The organism is Endozoicomonas sp. SCSIO W0465 (assembly GCF_023716865.1).
In the GTDB taxonomy this organism is placed as follows: domain Bacteria; phylum Pseudomonadota; class Gammaproteobacteria; order Pseudomonadales; family Endozoicomonadaceae; genus Endozoicomonas.
The window spans coordinates 804,171-827,889 of the sequence record NZ_CP092417.1; the positions used below are offsets into that span (position 1 = coordinate 804,171).

Annotated in this window: 13 protein-coding genes; 2 read left to right on the forward strand and 11 right to left on the reverse strand. The window is 49.6% G+C overall.

The features are described 5' to 3' along the window. Nucleotides 1-86: 86 nt before the first annotated feature. The 6 genes from MJO57_RS03445 to rplU form a co-directional block, all read right to left on the reverse strand. A complete protein-coding gene (locus tag MJO57_RS03445) occupies nucleotides 87-3,911 on the reverse strand; it encodes a hypothetical protein (protein ID WP_252022966.1) in 3,825 nt (1,274 codons plus the stop codon). A gap of 565 nt (nucleotides 3,912-4,476) precedes the next feature. Then, the gene (proB, locus tag MJO57_RS03450) at nucleotides 4,477-5,604 is read right to left on the reverse strand and encodes a glutamate 5-kinase (RefSeq protein ID WP_252022967.1); all 1,128 of its coding nucleotides are present in this window, start codon (nucleotides 5,602-5,604) and stop codon (nucleotides 4,477-4,479) included. Beyond that, nucleotides 5,601-6,803 carry an Obg family GTPase CgtA gene (cgtA, locus tag MJO57_RS03455; RefSeq protein ID WP_252022968.1) on the reverse strand — a complete coding sequence of 401 codons (1,203 nt, stop codon included), beginning with the start codon at nucleotides 6,801-6,803 and terminating at the stop codon, nucleotides 5,601-5,603. The genes proB and cgtA overlap by 4 nt, the downstream gene beginning before the upstream one ends. A 478-nt stretch (nucleotides 6,804-7,281) precedes the next feature. Next, nucleotides 7,282-7,902 carry a hypothetical protein gene (locus tag MJO57_RS03460; protein ID WP_252022969.1) on the reverse strand — a complete coding sequence of 207 codons (621 nt, stop codon included), beginning with the start codon at nucleotides 7,900-7,902 and terminating at the stop codon, nucleotides 7,282-7,284. Between the two features lie 184 nt (nucleotides 7,903-8,086). Continuing rightward, the gene (rpmA, locus tag MJO57_RS03465; RefSeq protein WP_066014158.1) at nucleotides 8,087-8,344 is read right to left on the reverse strand and encodes a 50S ribosomal protein L27; all 258 of its coding nucleotides are present in this window, start codon (nucleotides 8,342-8,344) and stop codon (nucleotides 8,087-8,089) included. A gap of 97 nt (nucleotides 8,345-8,441) precedes the next feature. Further along, complete coding sequence (gene rplU, locus MJO57_RS03470; protein ID WP_252022970.1) at nucleotides 8,442-8,753, reverse strand: 50S ribosomal protein L21; 312 nt, start codon at nucleotides 8,751-8,753, stop codon at nucleotides 8,442-8,444. 162 nt (nucleotides 8,754-8,915) lie between these two features. On the opposite strand from rplU, the gene MJO57_RS03475 reads away from it, so the two are divergent. Both MJO57_RS03475 and ispB read left to right on the forward strand, forming a co-directional pair. Beyond that, complete coding sequence (locus tag MJO57_RS03475; RefSeq protein ID WP_252022971.1) at nucleotides 8,916-9,083, forward strand: hypothetical protein; 168 nt, start codon at nucleotides 8,916-8,918, stop codon at nucleotides 9,081-9,083. 326 nt (nucleotides 9,084-9,409) lie between these two features. Continuing rightward, nucleotides 9,410-10,387, forward strand: a complete 978-nt coding sequence (gene ispB, locus MJO57_RS03480; protein WP_252022972.1) for an octaprenyl diphosphate synthase — start codon at nucleotides 9,410-9,412, stop codon at nucleotides 10,385-10,387. Between the two features lie 4 nt (nucleotides 10,388-10,391). Here ispB and MJO57_RS03485 read toward each other — a convergent pair whose 3' ends face one another. From MJO57_RS03485 to MJO57_RS03505, 5 genes are all read right to left on the reverse strand, one after another. Continuing rightward, entirely contained in the window at nucleotides 10,392-11,972 is a 1,581-nt protein-coding gene (locus tag MJO57_RS03485) for a hypothetical protein (protein WP_252022973.1), read from the reverse strand. Between the two features lie 139 nt (nucleotides 11,973-12,111). Beyond that, nucleotides 12,112-13,323, reverse strand: coding sequence for a hypothetical protein (locus MJO57_RS03490; RefSeq protein ID WP_252022974.1), 1,212 nt, complete (start codon nucleotides 13,321-13,323; stop codon nucleotides 12,112-12,114). A gap of 506 nt (nucleotides 13,324-13,829) precedes the next feature. After that, entirely contained in the window at nucleotides 13,830-16,265 is a 2,436-nt protein-coding gene (locus tag MJO57_RS03495; RefSeq protein ID WP_371924763.1) for an ankyrin repeat domain-containing protein, read from the reverse strand. Between the two features lie 75 nt (nucleotides 16,266-16,340). After that, nucleotides 16,341-19,403: a lipopolysaccharide assembly protein LapB gene (locus MJO57_RS03500; protein ID WP_252022976.1), complete on the reverse strand. Its 3,063-nt coding sequence runs from the start codon at nucleotides 19,401-19,403 to the stop codon at nucleotides 16,341-16,343. 166 nt (nucleotides 19,404-19,569) lie between these two features. Then, nucleotides 19,570-22,734 (reverse strand): lipopolysaccharide assembly protein LapB, encoded by a 3,165-nt coding sequence (locus tag MJO57_RS03505; protein WP_252022977.1) that lies wholly within the window; start codon nucleotides 22,732-22,734, stop codon nucleotides 19,570-19,572. Between the last annotated feature and the right edge of the window lie 985 nt (nucleotides 22,735-23,719).

The following is a 23,719-nucleotide window of genomic DNA, read 5'->3' on the forward strand; positions in this document are numbered from 1 at the left end:
TACGTACGCTTGCGGCTGCATAACGGGTGTCAGGCAACCGCAAAAGCCTCTCACTGACCATCGGTTTCGCTGGTGGTCACCTCTAATCAGTACAAAACAGTACTAACACCTGACGTTTTGCTATAAAAAGATTTCAGACCATTGTCTATTTGTATGAACTTGTTCAGCAGTTCATCAGTCTCTGTTTTTTCTGTACTGCCAGCGGATTGATTATATTTACAATACTTTTCTTTATCGTCTTCCATTTGTTTAAGAGCTGCCATTGCACTCTCATAGGATGGGTCTTTTGAATGGATATGTGCAATGCTCTTGAAGCTGTTTGGCCCATAAAACCGCAGCTGCTCAAAGAGTTTCTTTTTTAAATCGGGAAGTTCATGTGTGATGATTGGGTAATTCAGTGGTTCTCTAAATTCATATGTCAGCAACTTCATGGCATCCCTGCACATATCGAAGTGTAAAATCAATTCTTTAAGGGGGAGTTTCCCCCGGAAGATAAAATCGGGCTCTTCCATAGCCTGAATAAGTTCCAGTCCGGGCTCTACCGCCAGCCGGAACAGTGACAGAGCATTGTCAAGTGATTTTCTGGTGTCCTCCAGTCGCTCTACGGTTGTCTCCAGCGAGAGCCGCAGCAACTTTTTAGGAGAGAGCTCACTGGAGGAAAAGAAACGGGCAAGCCATTCAGTGGACTGTCTTCTATTGGTGAACTCTCTTTTGGGTGTTGATAAGGCAGAAGTGAGTTTTTTATAGGTGCTGGTTGCATCTCTCATGGCTACGCTTGTCATGGCAATTCTTTGTCGGTTAGCATGAAAGCATTGGAAGGCCATTTCTGTGTATAGAAATAGCCTGTCACCATCAGAACCAAGTTCTCTATCCATGTGTTCTGGAACCTTTGCCTGAAGGGTTTCGAAATCTTTGGTAAAATCTATGCCTCTACAGTAGTTTACGACTTTGTCAGCGAAGAACAGGCCGGTGGTTCCTTCTGCTTTTTGTTCTGGTGATTTTCCACTATTTTGTTCCGGGCTTTCTTTCGTCATCGTCAAGCTGGTTGATTTCTTTGATTGCTGCTCTTTGTAAGGTTTAGCTAATTTTTTAACTTTCTTTTTATTCAACTCATCTATCTGCTTTGCCCAACAATCCGCATCCTGTTCAAACTGTCTGATTGATTTATCTTCTTCAAGTTTTTTAATAATGGTTTCTTTTTTCAGTTGAATAGAATCTTCGATCAGAGGGAGTAAATCAGGTGGAAGCGGTTGTTCTCCATTTTTATGTTTATTCAAAGCCATTGAAGGCCATTGGTTGTAAGTGGTTTTCTCACCATGACCTGGCTGCCAGCCCGCTAATGTTGCCAATAACTGGTTCAGTCTTGGGTGCCATGCTTCTACCGATTCAATGAACTTTCTGGAAGTAACGACATCAGCGTTCCAGTGGCACATCTTTTGTGTGTTATCTATCATGAAATGGATTAATCCAAGCAGGTGGTTTCTAAACTCCTGATATATTCTCTGGTTTTTAGAAATTTTTGGGCTGAATATCGGTAAGTCGGATACTGTATCAAATGTGGCAAGGTAATATGGGGTTAAATCCATTTTTTTAAAGCTGCATATTAATATGTGAACCAACTCTTCTTGTAGTAATGCAGCTACGTGATTTCCCATGTTGATAATCATGTCTTCATAAGAATTATGTTTATCTTTTCTGTCTTGGAGTTTCTTTCTCAGTCTTTCTTTTTGTTGCTCTTGTCTTGAAAAATTGAAAGCTGGTAATGACTCTTCTGTCGTTGTTCTTTTTACCATACCAAGCATGATGGGGGCGATTTCTTCCTTAATGGTATCGTGACTCAGCATGGTAAGAAGGCCTCTGACCAGCTCAAAATATGGGGCTTTTGTGATGGCATAAACTGTTCTGCTTGTTTTAATATGAGTTAGCATGTAGTAAAAGATTGAAGAAAATATAAATGCATTATCCAGAGAAACATCACGCTGAAAGTGAAGTAAAGCGATCAATGTTATGTGAGTAATGAATTTGCTATGAAGCAAAAGATCACTTTCTACCTCAGACTTATTTTCGTTAGTGGAATTGGCTAATTTCTTCACTTTTTCATGAAATGTGTCATCCAATATTTCAAATACATACACGATTGGCTGTAAATGGCTGCCTGATAATTCCTTTATATTGTCTGCTCCAAATGCATCTTTTAGAACTTTATGCTTTTGACTGATAGACAATAGTGATTGGGTAGAAAAAGACGGTATGCAATATTCCGGCAGAAATTTTGTTGAAAACCGCATCATGACATTCGCAGTAAAGGGTAAAGATGGAGCAATGCACAAGTAAATACAGTGGTCAGGGCAGGTTTTTTTACTATTCTTTACCGCTTCCCTCGATTGATTTGTTTTCATCATATCCGGTAGCTTTTTTTCTTCATCTTTCATCATTTTATAGGTGCTGTTTTTATGCATATACTTTGTGAGGCTGGTAATAATTTGTTGTCGTTTATCATAGTTGGGAATGCTGGTATCATTATGTAGATGTTGATTTCTCTGTATTTGTAAAAAATAGTCATTTGAGTTTCCTTTCTTGTGTGATTGATCAAGAGGTAAGTGGTTTAGAAATAGGAGTTTCATATCGGGGTCCATTTTCTTTCTATCCCGGGAATTATCCATAGGGGATAGTTTTGTCACATCAATGTCTGGCATCCTGGTGGCAGTGTGTTGAAGATTTCCCGGATCTACAGGCTGGAACCCGGCACAACCTTCTGGCGCAGGGTGATTTTGCATAATCACTCTGGTTTTGTTTGTCTGACTTTCCTGAAGGTGTTCAAGATTGAAGGGTTCCAGCAGTTTCTGTGCAAACTCGGTATTTTTTGGCATGCTGGTTAATCTGGCCGTAATTGCTGCGAGGAAGTCATTGAATTTTACATGCTCTCTTAGACATTTTATTAAGTCTATTCTGCTTTGTTTCAGTGTCTCCATACTATCCTGGTTGCAAAATTTAATGGCTTGATCAGGGTTTTTCTCAAATGTATTGATTGCATTCTTCGATTGATGAGCAGCCATGAGTGCTCTCATCATTACCGAGAATTGCCTGGCTTCATCAGATGACTCACTGTTAAATAGAAGTGATCTTGAGACCGTAGTGGGTAGGTTTTTGTGATAGTCCCCTTGGAGGTATTGTGTCAAGAATTTCTGATTGTTCTCTGTTAAAAATCGCACTTTTTCTTCCGGGTCTTCAATATAAATTGTGCCTCTGTGGTCGAATTTTTCTGCAGTACATATTTTTGTTTTAATGCCCGGTATTTTATCTTCATCAATAATATTCAACTGAATGATTAATGTCTTGCCCGTACTGTTTTTGTCAGCTATGGAGATGCTGATTTGTTCCGGTATGCCAAGTTGTTCAATTCCGGGTATTACTTTTGAACTGATCAGACCTTGCAGCCCGGGCTCTTTTGTTAGTCTGCTCAGCAAGTCCATTGCGGAACTCATAGAGCATAGGATATCAATATCGTTAGGCTTTACATCAAAATTCTGTGCATGTAAGGCGAAAGATCCATGATATACGTAGGCCGTAGTTTGGGTGTGTTCTATGAGCATTCTGACCAGTTCGACCGGAATACCGGTATTGTTGTATTTATAAGCATGGCATGCAGAAGTCGATGCCTGAATGTTTTCAGTCATGATGGGTGCTGATTTGAACACGGGTGGTGTGATGTCAGTTTGTATACTGTATAAACCGGAACTGGCAGGGGTAACGGTTCTTGCTGTAATCATGGAGGGGCAGGGGGCTGATATTTGAACTTGATGCTTGATAATCGAATGGCCAGGAATTTTTTGTTGTGAGTGAATGTTTTTTTCGCTTTCATGTCCTGTGCCGATGGTTGCTGTTCGCTGGTATCGTTGAACTGGTTGCATAAAGGTTATCCGAAATTTAATCCAGTCTGTCAGAAAGAGGGGGAGCATTTCTTATAGATATTTTCAGCGCCTGTTGATAATTAGCATGGTCAGTTCTTGGCCCTATTGACCGGATAGCAATTCCCAATCTGAACTAAAACCCTTAATTTTTCTGCGCTGGTGGCGAGTTAAAGGATATGAGTATCGCAAACTCTTTTACCTGAATTTTGTGCTTGATAAGCATGGTCCCCGGCAAGCCGGGGGAGTCACATGGGATCTTGAGCATCTCGCAGATGGCATAAAATGTTTAGCACAACCAAGCGGGAATTGCTGATGAATTGCATTTTAGGAGCGGATCTGTCCTGAAATAATATCCACATTTCTGAATATCAAAACTACGTTCGTCCTGAGGCTGTCGAAGGGCGTGAACTCCGGCCTCATTTATTGTGCCAATCACCCGTCGACAAGCTCAGGATGAACGGAAATTGAGTTCAAAATGTGGAAATTATTTCGGGACAATTCCTTATTGGTTTTTAGTTGTTCCGCTCTGGTTTAGTCTCTTCCACTATGAATGACGCCCATTCCTTCAGGATGAGAGCACCATATTATCCCGGTGCAGCAACTCAGGCTCACGCTGATAACCTAACAGTGCCTTGATCTGGTGACTGGGCTTGCCAATAATGCGTTGTGCTTCGCTGGCACCATAATTGATCAGACCACGGGCCACTTCACGACCACTTTCATCCAGACAGGTAACCATTTCGCCACGCTGGAAGTTTCCTCTCAGCGCTTTTACCCCCACTGGCAACAGGCTCTTACCCTGCGTCTTGAGTACACCAACAGCTCCCGCATCCAGTATCAATTCACCCGACGTCTTGAGGTGTCCCTGCAGCCACTGCTTGCGTGCTGCCATCGGCTCCTGATCCGGAAGCAGCAAAGTACCCAGTGCTTCACCGGCAAAAACCCGGCTAATGACATTGTCCGTACGACCACCCACAATCACTGTAGCTGCGCCGGATGCCGAAGCCTGACGGGAAGCCCGTAACTTGGTCTGCATGCCACCACGCCCCAGGCGACCACTGCCACCACCGGCCATGGCATCCAGAGATTCCTCTCGGGCACGCACTTCATGAATCAGTCTGGCATCGGGATTGGTTCTTGGGTCGGCGGTAAACAGGCCATCCTGATCCGTCAGAATCACCAGAACATCCGCTTCCACCTGATTTGCCACCAGTGCTGCCAATGTGTCGTTATCACCAAAACGAAGTTCGTCAGTAACCACGGTGTCATTTTCATTAATAACCGGCACCACACCCATTGCCAGCAGGGTTTTCAGTGTGCTTCGGGCATTCAGATAACGTCGGCGATGACTGTGATCATCGTGGGTCAACAACACCAGTGCTGGTTGAACACCGTATTTCTGAAAACCAACCTCCCAGGCCTGCACCAAACGAGCCTGACCAACCGCCGCTGCTGCCTGCAACTGATGAAGTGCCGTTGGCCGTTCCATCCAGCCCAGCTTTTCCATGCCTGCAGCTACGGCACCGGAAGAGACCAGCACAACCTCAGCCCCCTGATCACGCAGCTGGCACATCTGAGTTACCCAGGCGTCCATTCGATCGAGATCAAGACCCTGCCCTTCATTGGTTAGCAGCGCACTGCCAATTTTGATAACCCAGCGCCGGGCTGCCCGTAACCGATTGCGTGCGCTCATACGTAGAACACCTCGACATCATGATCATCATCATCATTGTCGTCGTCATCGTTATCTGCCGCTTTTTTGGCCGCTCGACGGGCGCGACGCTCTTCCGCCAGCTCGCGCATGCGCATGCGAGCCTCAGATTCCATCTTGCTCAGCTGCTCTTCTTCCTGCCTGGCCAGCTCTTCATTCTCACTTTGTTCCAGGGCACGCTCTTCGATAAAACTCATGATATTCTGGCAAAGAATCTCGGTACCCATACCAGAAATAGCGGATGTCTGGTAAACAGGTCCCGTCCAGTTCAGCTCCTTGATAATATGCTGGCAGACAGCTTCACGCTGATCATCTGGTAGCAAATCAACTTTATTCAGTACCAGCCAGCGATCCCGGTTCGCCAGGGTTTCACTGAACTGCTCCAGTTCATGAATGATCGCCCTGGCCGATTCAGCCGGATCGGTGTTGTCATAAGGCGCCACATCAACAAGGTGCAGCAGGATGCGGCAGCGAGCCAGATGCTTCAGGAAGCGAATACCAAGACCAGCGCCTTCAGCAGCGCCCTCGATCAGACCGGGAATATCAGCAATGACGAAGCCACGATGGCGGTCTACCGCTACCACACCAAGATTGGGAACAAGGGTAGTGAATGGATAATCAGCCACCTTTGGACGAGCCTGGGATACGGCACGAATGAATGTGGATTTACCCGCGTTGGGCATACCCAGCAGCCCCACATCGGCAATCACCTTAAGCTCAAGGCGAAGATCCCGGCGCTCGCCTTCTGACCCTGGGCTGGTCTGTCTCGGCGCCCGGTTGACACTGGATTTGTAGCGGGTATTCCCCAGGCCGTGAAAGCCACCCTGGGCGACCTTAACACGCTCACCAACATGAGTCAGATCACAGATAACTTCTTCAGTCTCGTTATCCACAACCGTGGTACCTACCGGTACTTTCAACTCAATATCCACACCTTTGGCACCGGTACAGTTGCGGCCACGCCCGGGCTCGCCATTCTGCGCCTGATAGTGTTTCTGGTAACGGTAATCCACAAGGGTGTTCAGGTCATTGTCAGCAATCACATAGATGCTGCCACCATCACCACCGTCGCCACCATCGGGGCCGCCTTTTTCAATAAATTTTTCACGGCGAAAGCTCAGACAGCCATTACCACCTTTACCCGCCTGAACCGTGATTGTCGCTTCATCTACAAACTTCATTGCCTGACTCTCTTACATCCCTACAGACAGGGAGCACCATGCATCGCTCAACCACCCACTGTACGTACCGGCACATATTCAATTGCCGCTGGAGACTCCCGGTGAGAAACCTGAAAACCCTGACATTGAGTGATCTATAGACTTGAAGGGATTTTAGTTCGAACCAGATAGAAATCGACATCTTAGCCAGACGTCACCCATATTCTGCTCGGACTGTCCACAGCAAGAACTGCGATAAACAGCCATTCAGAAACGTTCTATCAATTCAAGAAAATATTCAGCCAGATGCAGTCATTAGCACCAGGCAAAACGCATCTGAGCATAATAACAAATGTACCAAAACATAAATACTCGCTTTCAACTGAGTATCACTGGAGTGGTATGGTTGTTGGTCATGGATATTAAGAAATACATGTCCTGACAAACTTTCAATAACAACCGATTATGTGGAAATAGTCAGGTTGTTCATTGATGCTGCTTAGTGGACAAACTGGAAATCAGTGTCATCAAGAGGAATGCTTTCAGTCATATCCTTGCATTCCTGATTCTGGGAGTAACTGCCATCCGGGAATTTTAAGCCTGTTGTTCCGGGTGCATCCTTTAAAACAGTCATGGAGCGTAAAAACTGATTTTTATGAGTATCACTGTTAACAGAATCTAAACCGTGTCTCAGAAACAGAGCCTCGATAAAGTTGGGGATATTTTCCTTTTTAACTTTAATATGGCAATGCCACCCGTTAATACAGTCTGTTTGGGTGGTTGGATACTCAGCTCGGTGCAATCTGGCTTCATGCTCTGGCTGGTCATTAAAAATCATATCTCCCAGCCCGTAAGACAGCGATCGCTGGCACTCCTTTCCGGTAAAAAAAATTTTACCTTTAGGGTAATAAAGGGTTAACACATCACTGGGAAATACAGCCCTTTCTGTTAGCTTTACCGCATTTAATCCTGACTCGCTTTTGGGGAAGTACGTAAAACTTAGGGAAACTGGCTTAATCCCAGTCGATGCTGATTCAGCAATCGGCATAGAACTGCCCAGCAAAGGGCTCGAATCCAAAACAGCTGAATATGTGGCGGGCTGAACTGGTAAACCGTCCATAATAGATACACTCCTTTGTATTTACATGCATTCGCACATTGAATCAGGTTAATCGTTGGACAGCTTAACCCTGTAATGGTTCCCTATACATGCAAAAGCCCCGCAGTAGCGGGGCTTTCAGAGGAGGAGTCAGCCTGATGAACGCACAGCTATCATCAGATAATCACTGACAACCCAAGCGCCATTATGCAGCAGCTACGCTGACATACTTGCGTTTTTTAGGGCCTTTTACCTCAAACACGACTTTACCGTCGGTCTTGGCAAACAGGGTGTGATCCTTACCGATACCGACGTTAGCACCAGCGTGGAATTTGGTTCCACGCTGACGAACGATGATGGCACCCGCCTGGATAGCCTGGCCGCCAAAGATCTTGACACCAAGGCGTTTACTTTCTGAATCGCGACCGTTGCGGGTACTACCGCCAGCTTTTTTGTGAGCCATCTTGCTCTCCTTTTATCCCGGACCTGTCACCGGCTACCACACCAGGGACTGCCCTTAGAAGTATTCAACAGGTTTGCTACCAACCTGTCAGCAATTATTAACCGGCAATTCCGGTGATCTTCAGCTCAGTGAACCACTGACGATGGCCCATCTGCTTGCGGTGATGCTTACGACGCTTGAACTTGATGATCTTGATTTTTGGACCACGGCCGTGGCTGACAACTTCAGCAGTAACCCTGGCACCTTCAACCACGGGAGCACCGACTTTCAGCTCTTCGCCATTGGCGATCAGCAGAACGTCGTTGATTTCCACGCTTTCGCCAGCGGCGTTGCCCAGTTTTTCTACCTTCAGGATTTCTCCTTCGGTAACGCGGTACTGTTTACCACCAGTTCTGATAACTGCGTACATGATTTGATCTCCGAAAATCCTTAAGAGCCTCTTTGTCAAAGGCATCCACCTGCCCCGGAAAGGCACAGGGGAATTTTTAGCTATCTAAAAACCACTTCTCGTGAAGCTGGAGGCTTATTAATAAAGCTGGACGCTTTCTTAATAAACCTGAAGGCTCCTAATTTGAAGCTGAAAGCTCCTTATGTGAAGCTGAAGGCTCCTTATTTGAAGCTGAAGGCTCCTTATTTGAAGCTGAAGGCTCCTTATTTGAAGCTGAAGGCTCCTGCACGCCAAACGGGCGATTATCGCCTTGCAGGCACCATCAGGGTTGGGCGGCACCTCATGAGCTGAAGGATAACTGAAACCAGTCATTCATTAGCGATCCATGACAAAGCGGCACACCGCACCGGATTCTCAGATAGGGGTGCAAATTTTAAGGGAGTCCAGCCCCACTGGCAAGACCTGTTGGCATTTTATCCTCCCCTGCCCGGAGAGAGGGATAAAAAGGCTTGCCGCTTGTTGCACAGGAAGTTGCACAGAAAGTTGCACAGAAAGTTGCACAGGAATAAGCAAACACCACACAACGGCTCTGTATTCGTGCCTTCATCACAGGCTGCTATTGACAGTTGCAGTAGCACTAAATACGATGCCCCATTTTGTCCCACCAAATAAGCCAGATGCCGGACAGACAACAAGCCTCTTTTCAGACCGCAGTCCATGACGATTTCCACAGAGTGAACGAGTGCATTCATGAGCAGTTGTACTCTGATGTCGCCCTGGTCAGCCAAATCGGTGAATACATCATAAAATCCGGTGGCAAGCGGTTGCGCCCATTGCTGGTCCTGCTGACGGCCCGGGCCTGTGGTTACAATGACTACAACCATGTCCCACTGGCGGCCATTATTGAATTCCTGCACACAGCGACCCTGCTCCATGATGATGTTGTGGATCAGTCGGACCTGCGCCGTGGCAGGGACACCGCCAATGCGCTATGGGGCAACGCGCCCAGTGTTCTGGTGGGTGACTTTCTTTATTCCCGCGCATTTCAGATGATGGTTGGGCTGGAGAGTTTGAAGCTGTTGCATATTCTGGCAGATGCCACTAATGTCATTGCCGAGGGTGAGGTCATGCAGCTGATGAACATCAATGATGCTGATATCTCTGAAGATGACTATATGGAAGTTATTCGCTGCAAAACCGCCATGTTGTTCAGGGCCTCCAGCCAGACCGCTGCGGTGCTGAGCAAAGCCAGCCCGGAACTGGAAAGTGATATGACTCACTATGGTAATTACCTCGGCATTGCCTTTCAGCTGATTGATGACCTGCTGGACTATCAAGGTGACACCGAAAGCATGGGCAAAAATCTTGGTGATGATCTGGCTGAAGGTAAACCCACACTGCCTCTGATCTATACTCTGAAACATGGTACCAACGCTCAGAAGGCTCTCGTTAGAGATGCCATTGAGCAGGGTGGAAGAGAGAATATTGAAGCCGTGGTAGAAGCCGTTCGCAGTTGTGGAGCACTTCAGTACACGGCTGCTAAAGCCCGGGAATACTCAGCCAATGCCAAGCGGTGCCTGCGTTTGCTTCCTGAAGGTAAGTACCGCAGCGCAATGGCAGACCTTGCGGACTTTGCGGTCGTACGTAGTTTCTGATCGTTTACCAATCAAGGAATATGTCATCACTTTCATCGCTCACCACAGGAGGGTTATCGTCAGTCAGAATTCTCCACTCTGGCTGCCCATAACTCTCCGACGGCACCAGTTCTGCTGCTTCACTGCCAATTTCGTCAAAACCGGCGAAATCCTCTGGCGTGTTTCCGGTAACCCCGATACCACGAATAATATTCTCAATGGTCTGTTTACCATAAGGGGAAAAACCATCAAACGTGGAGTCGGTTAACAGCATCACCAGCGGGCTATCGCCAGACAACTTTTGCCCGGCAAAACAACCGGCAACCTGAGTGAACTTTTTTGCTATCGTTTTGAACTCCTCCAGAAGCTTATTACCTTTACTAATACTGTTACCAAAAACTGCCAGAGTACTAAGACCATCGAAACTCCGACGACTGGCAGCGACCATATCGGCAAAGTTTTTAAGTCCTTCTCCAGAAACCACATAATCAACCAGCATCAATTCACGCTCCTTGAACTCGTCAAGATAGCTAGCAATATATTCATCGCATATATCCCAAACCTCCGGGCCCAAATATTTGAAGTCATCTCCTTTCTCGTACATAGGCTCGGTCAGTGTGTTTATAACCTGTTCCGGTATTTCTCGCCCCTCTATCAACGCTTTCTCGACCATCATGATTTCTTCCAAACTCAACGCCCTGGCTATAATGGCAGAGGTATTGGAAGTTAGCCCGGCACGAGAAAGATTGTCAAAGTGGCCAACACTACTGATCGGTACCTTGACTACGGAAATTTCCGGGTATTTTTTCTCAATATAAGCCGCGCAGGCAATGAGGCTTCGCCCCGGAAATACCAACACCTTATTCGACATCCTGGCTTCCCGGACTAACAGTTCGCTCAACTGAACCACTTCAGTCAGGAGCCGGTTCTGCTGTTCCCTATGATAATCAGCCGCTACGTTTTTAATTGCTGCCAGGACCTCACCCTCATTTTTGAATCGCTCAGTATCAAGTTGCCAGAACAACTGCCTGATGGCCTGATTGGCTTTAACCTGACACAGATACTCAGCATCAGCATCAAAGCGCTGTTTGGCAACATCATATCGTCGTCTGGAGGCTAACGTTCTTCTCTTAATCTCTTGACCGTATTTCCCATCGTAACCGTCCAGTTCATGGTCAATTCCGTCAATGGCAGCCTGGGCCTTTTCACAGTTTTTCTTCAGGTAAGCTTCAGACTCTTCAACCCACTGATCAAACAGTGCCGCCACACGTTCTTTATCCAAACCACCGTTATTGTCAGCTGTGCCTGAACATGCTTCGACTTGCCTGGCATTCTTAACCGTAAAAGCTCGAAACTGTGTCAGCGTGTTGTTTGCTTTATCCAATTCATCACTCGACAGGTGGTGAGCACTTTCACATACCGTAATCGAATGACCATTCCAAAGGACAGGGTGACCAGCTTTGGTTTCCAATACGCCCCTTGCCTGATTAATCCTATACTCCCCCGTTGCCACAAGATTATTAATATATTCAAAGGTTGTTTTATTCATAGGAATGACAAATAAATTATATTTATAGTTAGTTGAAGAGTTTAGGAAGCCGTTCAATTTCCTGATTATTTATATCGACAGGAAGCGGATAAATGCGACCCCCAACTCAAAAGCTACGCTTCGAATCAATTTTGCAGGTGTTTTATTCTTTGCACAGGTATTTTACCTGAACAGCACAGAGGACAATCCTTTCAACTCACTCGGTTTTCCCTGTTATATCGTAAAGCGGAACCCGGCTCGGGAGATTTAACTGTTCCAGCGCCCGCTGCTCTATTTTCCTCCAGGGCTCGGTTTTTTCTTTTAATGTTCTCGAAGGGTCTAAACAGGAGGCTTGCTGAAAAAGGGGTTTCCATTCACTTTCAGCCTTTTTCTGCATTCTAATAATGTGCGCTTTTTGCGACAACAGTTGTGCCCGCTTTTCAATGGAGGAAGGAAGTTGCATAGCCTCCTCCACATAATTGAAGGCTTGATCCAGGAGTATAGGCTCTTCCGAACCGTTTTCTACAATACGTTGGCAAAAAATTTTTAAACGATGGATTGACTGGGCAAGTGTCTTATCGACACTATTGGTGATGTCTCCAATATACGTATCAAATTCATTGGTCCCGGAATGCAGAATGCTTAATGCCAGCTGGTAAAGGTCTTTTTGAGTGTTGACCAACGTATTATCAGACAGGCATTGCAGGAGCAGACGTTGGGCTTTACCCACCTTACCTGTCATCTGCCAGAGGCAGGCCAGCCCCAGATTGGTCTCATGGTGCTTGCTGGCCCTGTCTCCTTCCGGGCCTCCTGCTTGTGCCGATTCCTGACTGAAGGTGGCGATCAGCAGCCGTTCAGATTTATCGAGCTTGCCAATCACCTGCCAGTGACGGGCTAGCCCCAGATTCGTCTCATGATTCTTGCAGGCTCTTCCGGCTTCCAGGTCGTCGGCCTTTGCCGATTCCTGCCTGAACGTAGCGATCAGCAGGGATTCGGCGTTATCGAGCTTACCCATTATCTGCCAAAGGCGGGTCAATCCCAGATTCGTCTCATGGTGCTTGCAGACTCTGCCGGCTTCCAGGTCGTCCACGTTTGCCGATTCCTGCCTGAACGTTGCGATCAGCAGGTGTTCGGCTTTATCGAGCTTGCCCATTATCTGCCAGTGGCGGGCCAGCGTGAGATTCGTCTCATGGTTCTGACAGGCCCTGCCTGCTTCCAGGTCTCCCGGTTTCGCCGATTCCTGCCTGAAGGTGGCGATCAGCAGGCGTTCGGCTTTATCGAGCTTACCCATCATTTGCCAGAGACGGGCCAGCCCCAGATTTGTCTCATGGTTCTCGCAGGCCCTGCCTTCTTCCAGGTCACCCGCCTTGGCCGATTCCTGCCTGAAGGTAGCGATCAGCAGGTGTTCGGCTTTATCAAGCTTGCCCATTATCTGCCAGAGACGAGCCAGCCCCAGATTGGTCTCATGGTGCTTGCAGGCCCTGCCTGCTTCCAGGTCGCCCGCCTTCGCTGATTCCTGCCGTTTTTACCGTTCTTGTTACGGCAGATTGATAAGAACCCCGGGAAGAATTTTGCCTTAACCCACGGGTGCCAGCAGAGGTGACCGGCCTCATTGTTACTCCCGCAGAGCCTGACACCACCGCAGCCCAGCTGGAACCTCTGCTTGCGCCAATGGGAGGTGAGCTATAGGTCGGCCCGGAGGCGTTTTTACCGATGGTGGAGTGGGCAGTTGTGTTCATGTCTTGACATGACAACCCTTAGCGAGTTTGGTTCTATCTTCAATAAAACAGTGAAACAGCGTTCGTACTGTGTTCATTGCCAACCCACAACGGATTAACCGTGATGGTTTATTCTGTGTTGTGACTACGGATCAGCGTCCTGTCACTTTTTTGCCAGCCCTCAATAAATTCGACTACTGGACGACTTTTCAAATCATCAAGCGGAGCCCGGGATGTTTAAATTTTTCAGCGCTTGCTGCTCTGCTTTCCTCCAGGGCTCAGTTTTCTCTTTTAATACTCTTGAAGGGTCCAGACAGGACGCCTGCTGAAAAAGCGATTGCCATTCGCTTTCGGCCTTTTTCTGCATTCTCATGATGTGCGCTTTTTGCGACAACAATTGTGCCCGCTTTTCTCTGGGAGCAGAGAGTTGAATCGCTTCCTCTACAGAATTAAAGGCTTGATCCAGGAATATACGCTCGTCCAAACTGTTTTCGCCGACACGTTCGCAATAGATCATGAATTGATGGATTGACTGGGCAAGTGCCCTGTCGACACCGTTGGTGATAGCACTAATATACGTATCAAATTCATTGGAGCCGCAATGTAGAATACCTAATGCCAGCCTGTAACGGTCTTTTTGCGCATCGACCAGCGTGCTGTCGGACAGGCATTGTTGGAGCAGATGTTGGGCGTTATCGATCTTACCCATTGTCTGCCAGAGACGGGCCAGCGAAAGATTGGTTTCGTGATACTTGCCAGTCCTCTCTGCTTCCGGGGCATCCATTTGAGCCGACTCCTGGCTGCGCGTGGCCATCAGCAGACGTTCGGCTCGATCATGCTTGCCCATCATCTGCCAGAAGCGGGCCATCTCCAGATTCGTCTCATGATTCTGGCAGGCCCTGCCTGCTTCCAGGTCGCTCGCCCTGGCCGATTCCTTCCTGAACGTAACGATGAGCAGGCGTTCGGCTCGAGCATGCTTGCCCATCATCTGCCAAAGACGGGCCAGCTCCAGATTCGTCTCATGATTCTGACAGGCTCTGCCCACTTCCAGGTCGTCCGGCCTCATTGATTCCTTTCTGAACGTAGCGATCAGCAGGCGTTCAGCTCGATCATGTTTGCCCATCATCTGCCAGACACGGACCAGCGCAAGATTTGTCTCATGATGTTTGCAGGCCTTGCCTTCTTCCAGGTCGCCTACCTTCGTTGACTCCGTTCTGAACGTAGCGATCAGCAGGTGTTCGGCTTGATTTAGCTTGCCCTTCATCTGCCAGAGCCGGGCCAGCTCCAAATTCGTCTCATGGTGCCTGCAGGCCCTGCCTGCTTCCAGGTCGCCCACCACCGTCGATTCCTTTCTGAACGTGGCAATCAGCAGGCGTTCGGCTTTATCGAGCTTGCCACTCCGGCTCCAGAGACGGGCCAGACTCACATTCGTCCCATGGTGTCGGCAGGGCTTGCCTGCTTCCAGGTCGTTCGTATTGACCGATTCCTGCCTGAAGGTGGCGATCAACAGGCGTTCGGCTTTATCGTGCTGGCCCATCATTTGCCAGAGACCGGCCAGTGCCAGATTCGTCTCATGGTTCTGACGGGGCCTGCCTTCTTCCAGATTCTCCGCCTGCTCCGATTCCTGCCTGAAGGTGGCGATCAGCAGACGTTCGGCTTTATCGAGCTTACCTGTCATCTGCCAGAAACGAGCCAGCGTGAGATTCGTCTCATGGTCCTGGCAGGGCCTGTCTTCTTCCAGGTCGTCCGGCTGCTCCGATTCCTGTCGGAATGTGGCGATCAGCAGGCGTTCGGCTTTATCGTGCTTACCTTCCATTAGCCAGAGACGGGCCATCGCCAGATTCGTCCCATGGTGCTGACAGGCCCTGCCTGCTTCAAGATCTCCCGCCTCTGCCGATGCTCGCCTGAACGCGGCGACCAGCAGATGTTTGGCTTTATCGGGCTTACCCATCATCTGCCAGCGGCGGGCCAGCCTGAGATTTGTCTCAGGGTTAGTATTGTCTCCAGCCTCCTTGCCAATCAGGAAATCGATAATATCTGCGTGACCGTTATGGGCTGCTAACATCCGGGCAGTGCAGCCATCTTTATTCACGGCACTGACCTTAGCTCCTGTATCAATCAGCAGCTTTACGACCTCCAATTGTCCGTTCCGGGCTGCCAGCATCAGGGCTGTGAAGCCATGTTTATTCACGGCACGGACCTCAGCCCCTTTATCAAGCAGAAGCTTTACGACCTCTAATTGTCCGTTCTGGGCTGCCAGCATCAAGGCAGTGAAACCATAATTATTATTGTCCATGGCTCCATTGACGCTGCCCCCCTTTAACAGTCTGGAGCTCACAAATGCCAGATCCCCATTGCTGCAGGCATCAAAAAAAAACTGATCAGGGAAAAATTCGTCCGGGTAAAATTTGTCGGTATTCTCATTCACCAACGGCATCGGGTCTTGACGACAATACGCACACCGTCGTGTGCCTACGGGCCGTGAAACAAAATCCTGTGAAATACACTCCAGATCGAAGCAATGACCACACCGGGTTTTGAGGACAGTGGGCAGCACATCACGGCCATGGAATTCCTCAAGACAAATGGGACACTTCTCAGCAACATCAGTATGGATGGGTTGGGGGACGGGTGAATGGGCAATGGCATCCATAATAAAACAACCGGATCATTCAACAATGGGATGCCGGTTAGAAGGAAAAAAAAAGACTAAGTTCCATGATGAGTATCAGTTAATGATATTTAATTTTTTCAGCGCCCGTTGCTCTGTTTTCCTCCAGAGTTCTGTTTTCTCTTTTGATACTCTTGAAGGGTCTAGACAGGATGCTTGCTGAAAAAAAAATTTCCATTCACTTTCGGCCTTGTTCTGCATTCTCATGATGTGTCCTTTTTGCGACAATAATTGTGCCCGTTTTTCACTGGAGGAAGGAAGTTGCATAGCCTCTTCCACAAAATTGAATGCTTCATCCAGTAATATACGCTCTGCCGAATCGTGTTCGTCGACATGCTGGCAATAAATCATGAATTTATGGATTGACTGGACAAGTGCCTTATCGACACGGTTAGTGATAGCAACAACATAAGTATCAAATTCATTGGTACTACAGTGTAGAATGCTTAATGCCAGCCGGTAAGGGTCTTTTTGCACATCAATCAACGTATTATCCGACAGGCATTGTTGCAGCAGACGTTGAGCTTTATCGACCTTACCCATTATCCGCCAGTGATGAGTCAGCGTAAGATTCGTTTCATGGTGCTTGCAGGCCCTGCCTGCTTCCAGGTCGTTCGCATTCGCCGATTCCTGCCTGAACGTGGCGATCAGCAGACGTTCGGCATGATCGTGCTTACCCATGATCTGCCAGTGACGGGCCAGCGTGAGATTCGTCTCATGGTGCTGGCAGGCTCTGCCGTCTTCCAGGTCGCCCGGCTTCTCTGAATTCTGCCGGAACGTGGCGATCAGCAGGCGTTCGGCTTTATCGAGCTGACCCATTGTCTGCCAGAGGCGGGCCAGTCCCAGATTGGTTTCATGGTGCTTGCAGGCCATGTCGGCTTGCGGGCCAGCAGTCTTCACCGATTCCTGCCGGGACGCGGCGATCAGCAGGCGTTCAGCCTTATCGAACTGACCCATCATCTCCCAGTGACGGGTCAGCGTAAGATTGGTTTCATGGTTCTTGCAGGCTCTGCCTGCTTCCAGATCGCCTGCCAGCACTGATTCCTGCCTGAACGTAGCGATCAGCAGGCGTTCGGCTTTATCGTGCTTACCCATAATCTGCCAGAGACGGACCAGCGTGAGATTGGTGTCATGGTCCTTGCAGGCCCTGCCTGCTTCCAGGTCCTCTGCCATCACAGACTCCTGCCTGAACGTAGCGATCAGCAGGCGTTCGGCTTTATCGAGCTTCCCCACCATCTCCCAGTGACGGACCAGTGAGAGATTGGTCTTATTGTGCTTGCAGGCCCTGCCTGCTTCCAGATTCCCCGCCTGCACGGATTCCTGCCTGAAGGTGGCGATCAGCAGCCGTTCGGCTTTATCGAACTGCCCCATCATTTCCCATTGATGAGCCAGCCCCAGATTGGTCTCATGGTGCTTGCAGGCCCTGCCCTTTTTCAGGTCATCCGCTTTCGCTGATTCCTGCCTGAACATGGCAACCAGCAGACGTCCGGCTTTATCAAGTTTCCCCATCAGTTGCCAGAGGCGGGCCAGCGCCAGATTTGTCCCATGATGTTTGCAGGCCCTGCCTGCTTCCAGGTCGCCCACCTGGGCCGACTCCTGCCTGAAGGTGGCAATCAGCAGACATTCGGCCTTATCGAGCTTATCCATCAACTGCCAGAGACGGGCCAGCGTGAGAGTCGTTTCAAGGTGTTTGCAGGTCTTGCCTGCTTCCAGGTCATCTGCGGTAACCGATTCCTGTTTGAACAAGGCGATCAGCAAACGTTCGGCTTTATCAAGCTGCCCCATCATTTCCCAGAGACGGACCAGCGCCAGATTCGTCTTGTGATCCTGGCAGGGCCTGCCTGCTTCCGGGTCACCCGGCTGCGACGATTCCTGCCTGAAGGTGGCGATCAGCAGCCGTTCAGATTTATCGAGCTTGCCAATCATCTGCCAGTGACGGGCCAGCTCCAGATTCGTCTGATGATTCTTGCAGGCTCTGCCGGCTTCCAGGTCATTTGCCTTTGCCGATTCCTGCCGGAACATGGCAATCAGCAGATGCTCGGCTTTATCATGCTTACCCATCATCTGCCAGAGACGGGCCAGCGTGAAATTGGTCTCATGATTCTTGCAGGCCCTACCTTCACCCAGGTCACCCGGCTTTGCCGATTCCTGCCGGAACGTGGCGATCAGCAGACGTTCGGCTCTATCTTGTTTGCCCATTACCTCCCAGTGACGGACCAGCCCCAGATTCGTCTGATGATTCTTGCAGGCCCTGCCTTCTTCCAGATCACTCGCCTTTGCTGATTCCATCCGGAACGTGGCGATCAGCAGACGTTCGGCATGATCGTGCTTGCCCATCATCTGCCAGTGACGGGCCAGTGTGAGATTGGTCTCATGCTGCCTGCAGGCCCTGCCTGCTTCCAGGTCATCTGTCTTGGCCGATTCCTGCCGGAACGTGGCGATCAGCAGACGTTCGGCTTGATCAAGCTTACCCATAGTCTGCCAGAGACGGGCCAGCGTGAGATTGGTATTATGGTGCTTGCAGGCCCGGCCTTTTTCCGGATCGCCCGCTTCCTTCTTAACAATCTGCTTTAGCAGAGCTTCTGCCTCTTGATAACGTTTCAGTGTTTCCAGAACCCTGGACTTTGTCAGCAAGGTGCCGGTCTGGGCAGAAGCCGGTAATTGATTTAATAAATCCAGTGCCTCTTTAGCCTTTCCGGGCTGGAGATATAGTGCCCGGGCAAGGCCGGTGATTTTGCTTTCATTTTGTTGTCGAGTCGCCGGTTTGATGGCCTGAAATACGTTAAACGCGAGGTGCCACTGCCCGGTCCTGAGTAATTCGAACCCCTGAGAAATAAGCTCCTCGGTATTTCCTGTCCTTTTTACCGATTTTGCTAATGCCGATGGATAAGCCCCCCGGACAGGATTCTGTCTTAACCCCCGGGTACCAGCAGAGGTTGCCGGCTTCACTGTCGTTCCCTGCCAGCCTGACAATGCAGCAGCCCCTTCAGTGTTTTGTCTTCCTGCTCCTCTTACGGTCCTGCTTCCGTTGGTTGGCCCGGATGAGTCTGTACCGATGGTAGAGTAGTTAGCCGTGTTCATGCATGAAAAGACAATCCTTAGCGAGTTTGGTTCCGTCATCAATCAGAGGAGCTGACGTCACACTTTGTTCTTCAGGGACTCAGGCTGGATTAACCACGATGGATTAACAATGATGGCCTGTTCTGTGTTGTCACTGTGGATCACCATCCGGGCATCTTTTTGCAAGCCTTCAATAGGGTTGGGTACTGGACAGTTTTTCAGATCGTTAAGTGGTGCTCAGGATTTTTAACTTTTTCAGGGCCCGCTGCTCTGTTGTCCTCCAGGGCTCTGTTTTTTCTTTTAATACTCTTGCAGGGTCTAAACAGGATGCTAGCTGAAAAAGTGACTGCCATTCACTGTCAGCCTTTTGCTGCATTCTCATGATGTGAGCTTTCTGCGATAACAATTGCGCCTGTTTTTCACTGGAGGAACTGGTGGAACTTGAGGAAGAAAGTTGCATAGCCTCCTCAACATAATCGAAAGCCTGATCCAGGAATATACGCTCTTGCGAACCGTTTTCGACAACACGTTGGCAAAAAATTCTGAAACGATGGATTGACTGGACAAGTGCTTTATCTACACCGTTGGTGATATCACCAATATAAGTATCAAATTCATTGGTTCCGGAATGCAGAATGCTTAATGCCAGCCGGTAACGGTCTTTTTGTGCATTGACCAACGCATTATCAGACAGGCATTGCTGGAGCAAACGTTTGGCGTTATCGACCTTACCCATCCTCTGCCAGAGACGGGACAGCGCGATATTCGTCTCATGATTTTTGCAGGCTATATCTGCTTCCTGGTCGCCGGCCCTTGCCGATTCCTGCCTGCACGTGGCGATCAGCAGATGTTCGGCTTGATCAAGCTTGCCCATCATCTCCCAGAGACGGGCCAGCCCCAGATTGGTCTCATGGAGCTTGCAGGCCCTGCCTGCTTCCAGGTCGCCCGGCTTCGCCGATTCTTGCCTGAACATGGCGATCAGCAGGTATTCGGCTTTTTCGAGTTTACCCATGTTTTGCCAGAGCAGGGCCAGCCCCAGATTTGTTAAATGGTGTTGGCAGGCCCTGCCTGCTTCCAGGTCGTCCGCCTGCACCGATTCCTGCCTGAACATGGCGATCAGCAAGCGTTCGGCTTCATCGATCTTACCCATGATTTGCCAGAGACGGGACAGCGCGAGATTCGTGTCATTGTTTTTGCAGGGCTTGCCTGCTTCCAGATCACCCTTCTTCGCCGATTCCTGCCTGAAGGTGGCGATCAGCAGGTATTCGGCTTTTTCGAGTTTACCCATGTTTTGCCAGAGCAGGGCCAGCCCCAGATTCGTTGCATGGTGTTGGCATGCCCTGCCTGCTTCCAGGTCGTCCGCCTGCACCGATTCCTGACTGAACATGGCGATCAGCAAGCGTTCGGCTTCATCGAACTTACCCATGATTTGCCAGAGACGGGACAGCGAGAGATTCGTGTCATTGTTTTTGCAGGGCTTGCCTGCTTCCAGATCACCCTTCTTCGCCGATTCCTGCCTGAAAGTGGCGATCAGCAGGTGTTCGGCTTTATCGAGCTTACCCATTATCTCCCAGTGACGGGCCAGCGCGAGATTCGTATCATTGTGCTTGCAGGCCCTGTCTGCTTCCAGGTCCTCCGCCGTCACGGATTCTTGCCTAAAGGTGTCGATCAGCAGGCGTTCGGCTTTATCGTGCTTAGCCATCATCTGCCAGAGACGGGCCAGGGTGAGATTCGTATCATGATGCTTGCAGGCCCTGCCTGCTTCCAGGTCGTCCACTTGCTCCGATTCCTGCCTGAACATGGCAATCAGCAGGCGTTCAGATTGATCGAGCTTACCCATCATCTGCCAGAAACGGGCCAATGTGAGATTCGTCTCATGGTGCTTGCAGGCCATGCCTGCTTCCAGGTCATCCGCCCTTGCCGATTCCTGCCTGAAGGTGGCAATCAGCAGACGCTCGGCCTTATCAAGCTGACCCATCATCTCCCATTGACGAGCCAGCCCCAGATTGGTCTCATGGTGCTTGCAAGCCTTACCCTTTTCCAGGTCGCCCGCCTCCGCCGATTCCTGCCTGAACATGGCAGTCAGGAGACGTCCGGCTTGGTCAAGTTTCCCCATGAGCTGCCAGAGACGGGCCAGCCCCAGATTCGTGTCATGATGCTTACAGGCCTTGCCTGCTTCCAGGTCACCTGCCGTCACCGATTCCTGCCTGAACGTGGCAATCAGCAGACGTTCGGCTTTATCGTGCTTGCCCATCATCTGCCAGTGACGAGCCAGCCCCAGATTCGTATCATGGTGCTTGCAGACCCTGCCTGCTTCCGGGTCACCTGCCTGCGGCGACTCTTGCCGGAACGTGGCGATCAGCAGGCGTTCAGCATGATAGAGCTTGCCCATGATCTGCCAGTGACGGGCCAGCGTGAGATTTGTCTCATGGTATTTGCAGGCCCTGCCAGCTTCCAGGTCGCCCGCATTTGCTGATTCCTGCCGGAATGTGGCAATCAACAGACGTTCGGCCTTATCGTACTTACCCATCATCTGCCAGTGACGAGCCAGTGTGAGATTCGTCTCATGGTATTTGCAGGCCCTGCCAGCTTGCGGGTCGCCCGCATTTGTTGCTGATTCTTGCCTGAAAGTGGCAATCAGCAGACGTTCGGCTTTATCGTGCTTACCCATTATCTGCCAGTGACGAGCCAGAGCGAGATTTGTCGCATGCTGCCTGCAGGGCATGTCTGATTCCAGGTCACCCGGCTTTGCCGATTCCTGCCTGAACGTAGCAATCAGCAGACGTTCGGCTTGATCGTGCTTGCCCATCATTTGCCAGTGACGGGCCAGCCCCAGATTTGTCTGATGATTCTTGCAGGCCCTGCCTTCTTCCAGATCACCCGACTTCGCTGATTCCTGCCGGAACATGGCGATCAGCAGACGTTCGGCCTGATCGTGCTTACCAATTATCTGCCAGTGACGAGCCAGCGTGAGATTCGTATCATGGTTTTTACAGGCCCTGCCTTCCTCCAGATCACGCGCCTTGACAGATTTCTGCCTGAAGGTGGCGATCAGCAGGCGTTCGGCCTGATCGAGCTTACCCATCACCTGCCAGAGACGAGCCAGGGCGAGATTGGTATCATGGTGCTTGCAGGCCCTGCCTTTTTCCCAATCACCCGCTTCCCTCTCAACAATCCGCTTCAGTAGCGCTTCTGCCTCTTGATAACGTTTTAGTTCTTCCAGAATCCTGGACTTTGTCAGCAAGGCACCGGTCTGGGCAGAAGCCGGTAATTGATTTAATAAATTCAGTGCCTCTTTAGCCTTTCCGGGCTGGGGATAAAGTGCCCGGGCAAGACCAATGACTTTGCATTCATTCTGTTTTTGGGTCGTCGGTTTGATACTCTGAAACACGTTAACCGCCCGGTACCACTGCTTTTTTCTGAGCAATTCGAACCCTTGAGAAAGAAGCTCTTCTGTATTTACTGTCCTTTTTACCGCTCTCGTTAAGGCCAATGGATAAGAATCCCGGTCAGGATTTTGTCTTAAACCACGGGTGCTTGCAGAGGTTACCGGCCTCACTGTTGCTCCCTGACAGCCTGGCACTCCAGCAGCCCTGCCAGCGCTTTCCCTTCCTGCCCTTCTCACTGATCCTCTTCCGATAACGGGAGGTGATCTACCGATTGGCCCGGATGAGTTTTTACCGATGATAGAGTGATCAGCCGTGTTCATGCATGAAAAGACAACCCTTAGCGAGTTTGGTTCCGTCATTAGTCAGACAATGGAGCTGACGTCACACTTTGTTCTTCGGGGACTCATGATGGATTAACAGTGATGGCCTGTTCTGTGTGGTCACTGCGGATCACTATCAGGGCATCTTTTTGCAAGCCTTCAATACGGCAGAGCACTAGTGCAGCCAAGCGTTGTTATACATACACAAGCACCTCGTTCCCACGGTCCCGAGGTTGTCGCAAAACCCTCCGAACACTCCGGACATCTCGTTCCCACGCTCCGCGTGGGAATGCATAGTGCGCTGGGATAAGCGGCGTATATCTTGCGGGTGAAAGTCCCGTTGCGGAAGGAGAACCAGCTCCACCGTATAGCGAGTCTTGCGTTGCTGAAGGTAACGACAGTGATGAAGCGTAGACAGTGAAATATCCGAGCCGAAACCAAATGGTGAACGTGACAGCTCCGAAATACCACTTGTTGTGGGTGCCGATGCTCTTATGCAGGCAGCAGGCCCAAGAGTGCTGTGTAAGGTCAATCTGGGAATCCGAGCAGCACTACCCACCGGAGTCGCAGGCGTCGGCGAGTTTATAGAGATATACGACTGAACCCAGGAGATCCATAGGGCTCTCAAAGGATTGAGTATGTTAAGTACAAGTGCAAAACACGAGGC

Coding starts and splice junctions, on each gene's coding strand:
- MJO57_RS03445 (WP_252022966.1), bottom strand. CDS start 3,911: ATGCAACCAGTTCAACGATACCAGCGAACAGCAACCATCGGCACAGGA.
- proB (WP_252022967.1), bottom strand. CDS start 5,604: ATGAGCGCACGCAATCGGTTACGGGCAGCCCGGCGCTGGGTTATCAAA.
- cgtA (WP_252022968.1), bottom strand. CDS start 6,803: ATGAAGTTTGTAGATGAAGCGACAATCACGGTTCAGGCGGGTAAAGGT.
- MJO57_RS03460 (WP_252022969.1), bottom strand. CDS start 7,902: ATGGACGGTTTACCAGTTCAGCCCGCCACATATTCAGCTGTTTTGGAT.
- rpmA (WP_066014158.1), bottom strand. CDS start 8,344: ATGGCTCACAAAAAAGCTGGCGGTAGTACCCGCAACGGTCGCGATTCA.
- rplU (WP_252022970.1), bottom strand. CDS start 8,753: ATGTACGCAGTTATCAGAACTGGTGGTAAACAGTACCGCGTTACCGAA.
- ispB (WP_252022972.1), top strand. CDS start 9,410: ATGCCGGACAGACAACAAGCCTCTTTTCAGACCGCAGTCCATGACGAT.
- MJO57_RS03490 (WP_252022974.1), bottom strand. CDS start 13,323: ATGGGCAAGCTTGATAAAGCCGAACACCTGCTGATCGCTACCTTCAGG.
- MJO57_RS03495 (WP_371924763.1), bottom strand. CDS start 16,265: ATGGATGCCATTGCCCATTCACCCGTCCCCCAACCCATCCATACTGAT.
- MJO57_RS03500 (WP_252022976.1), bottom strand. CDS start 19,403: ATGACGGAACCAAACTCGCTAAGGATTGTCTTTTCATGCATGAACACG.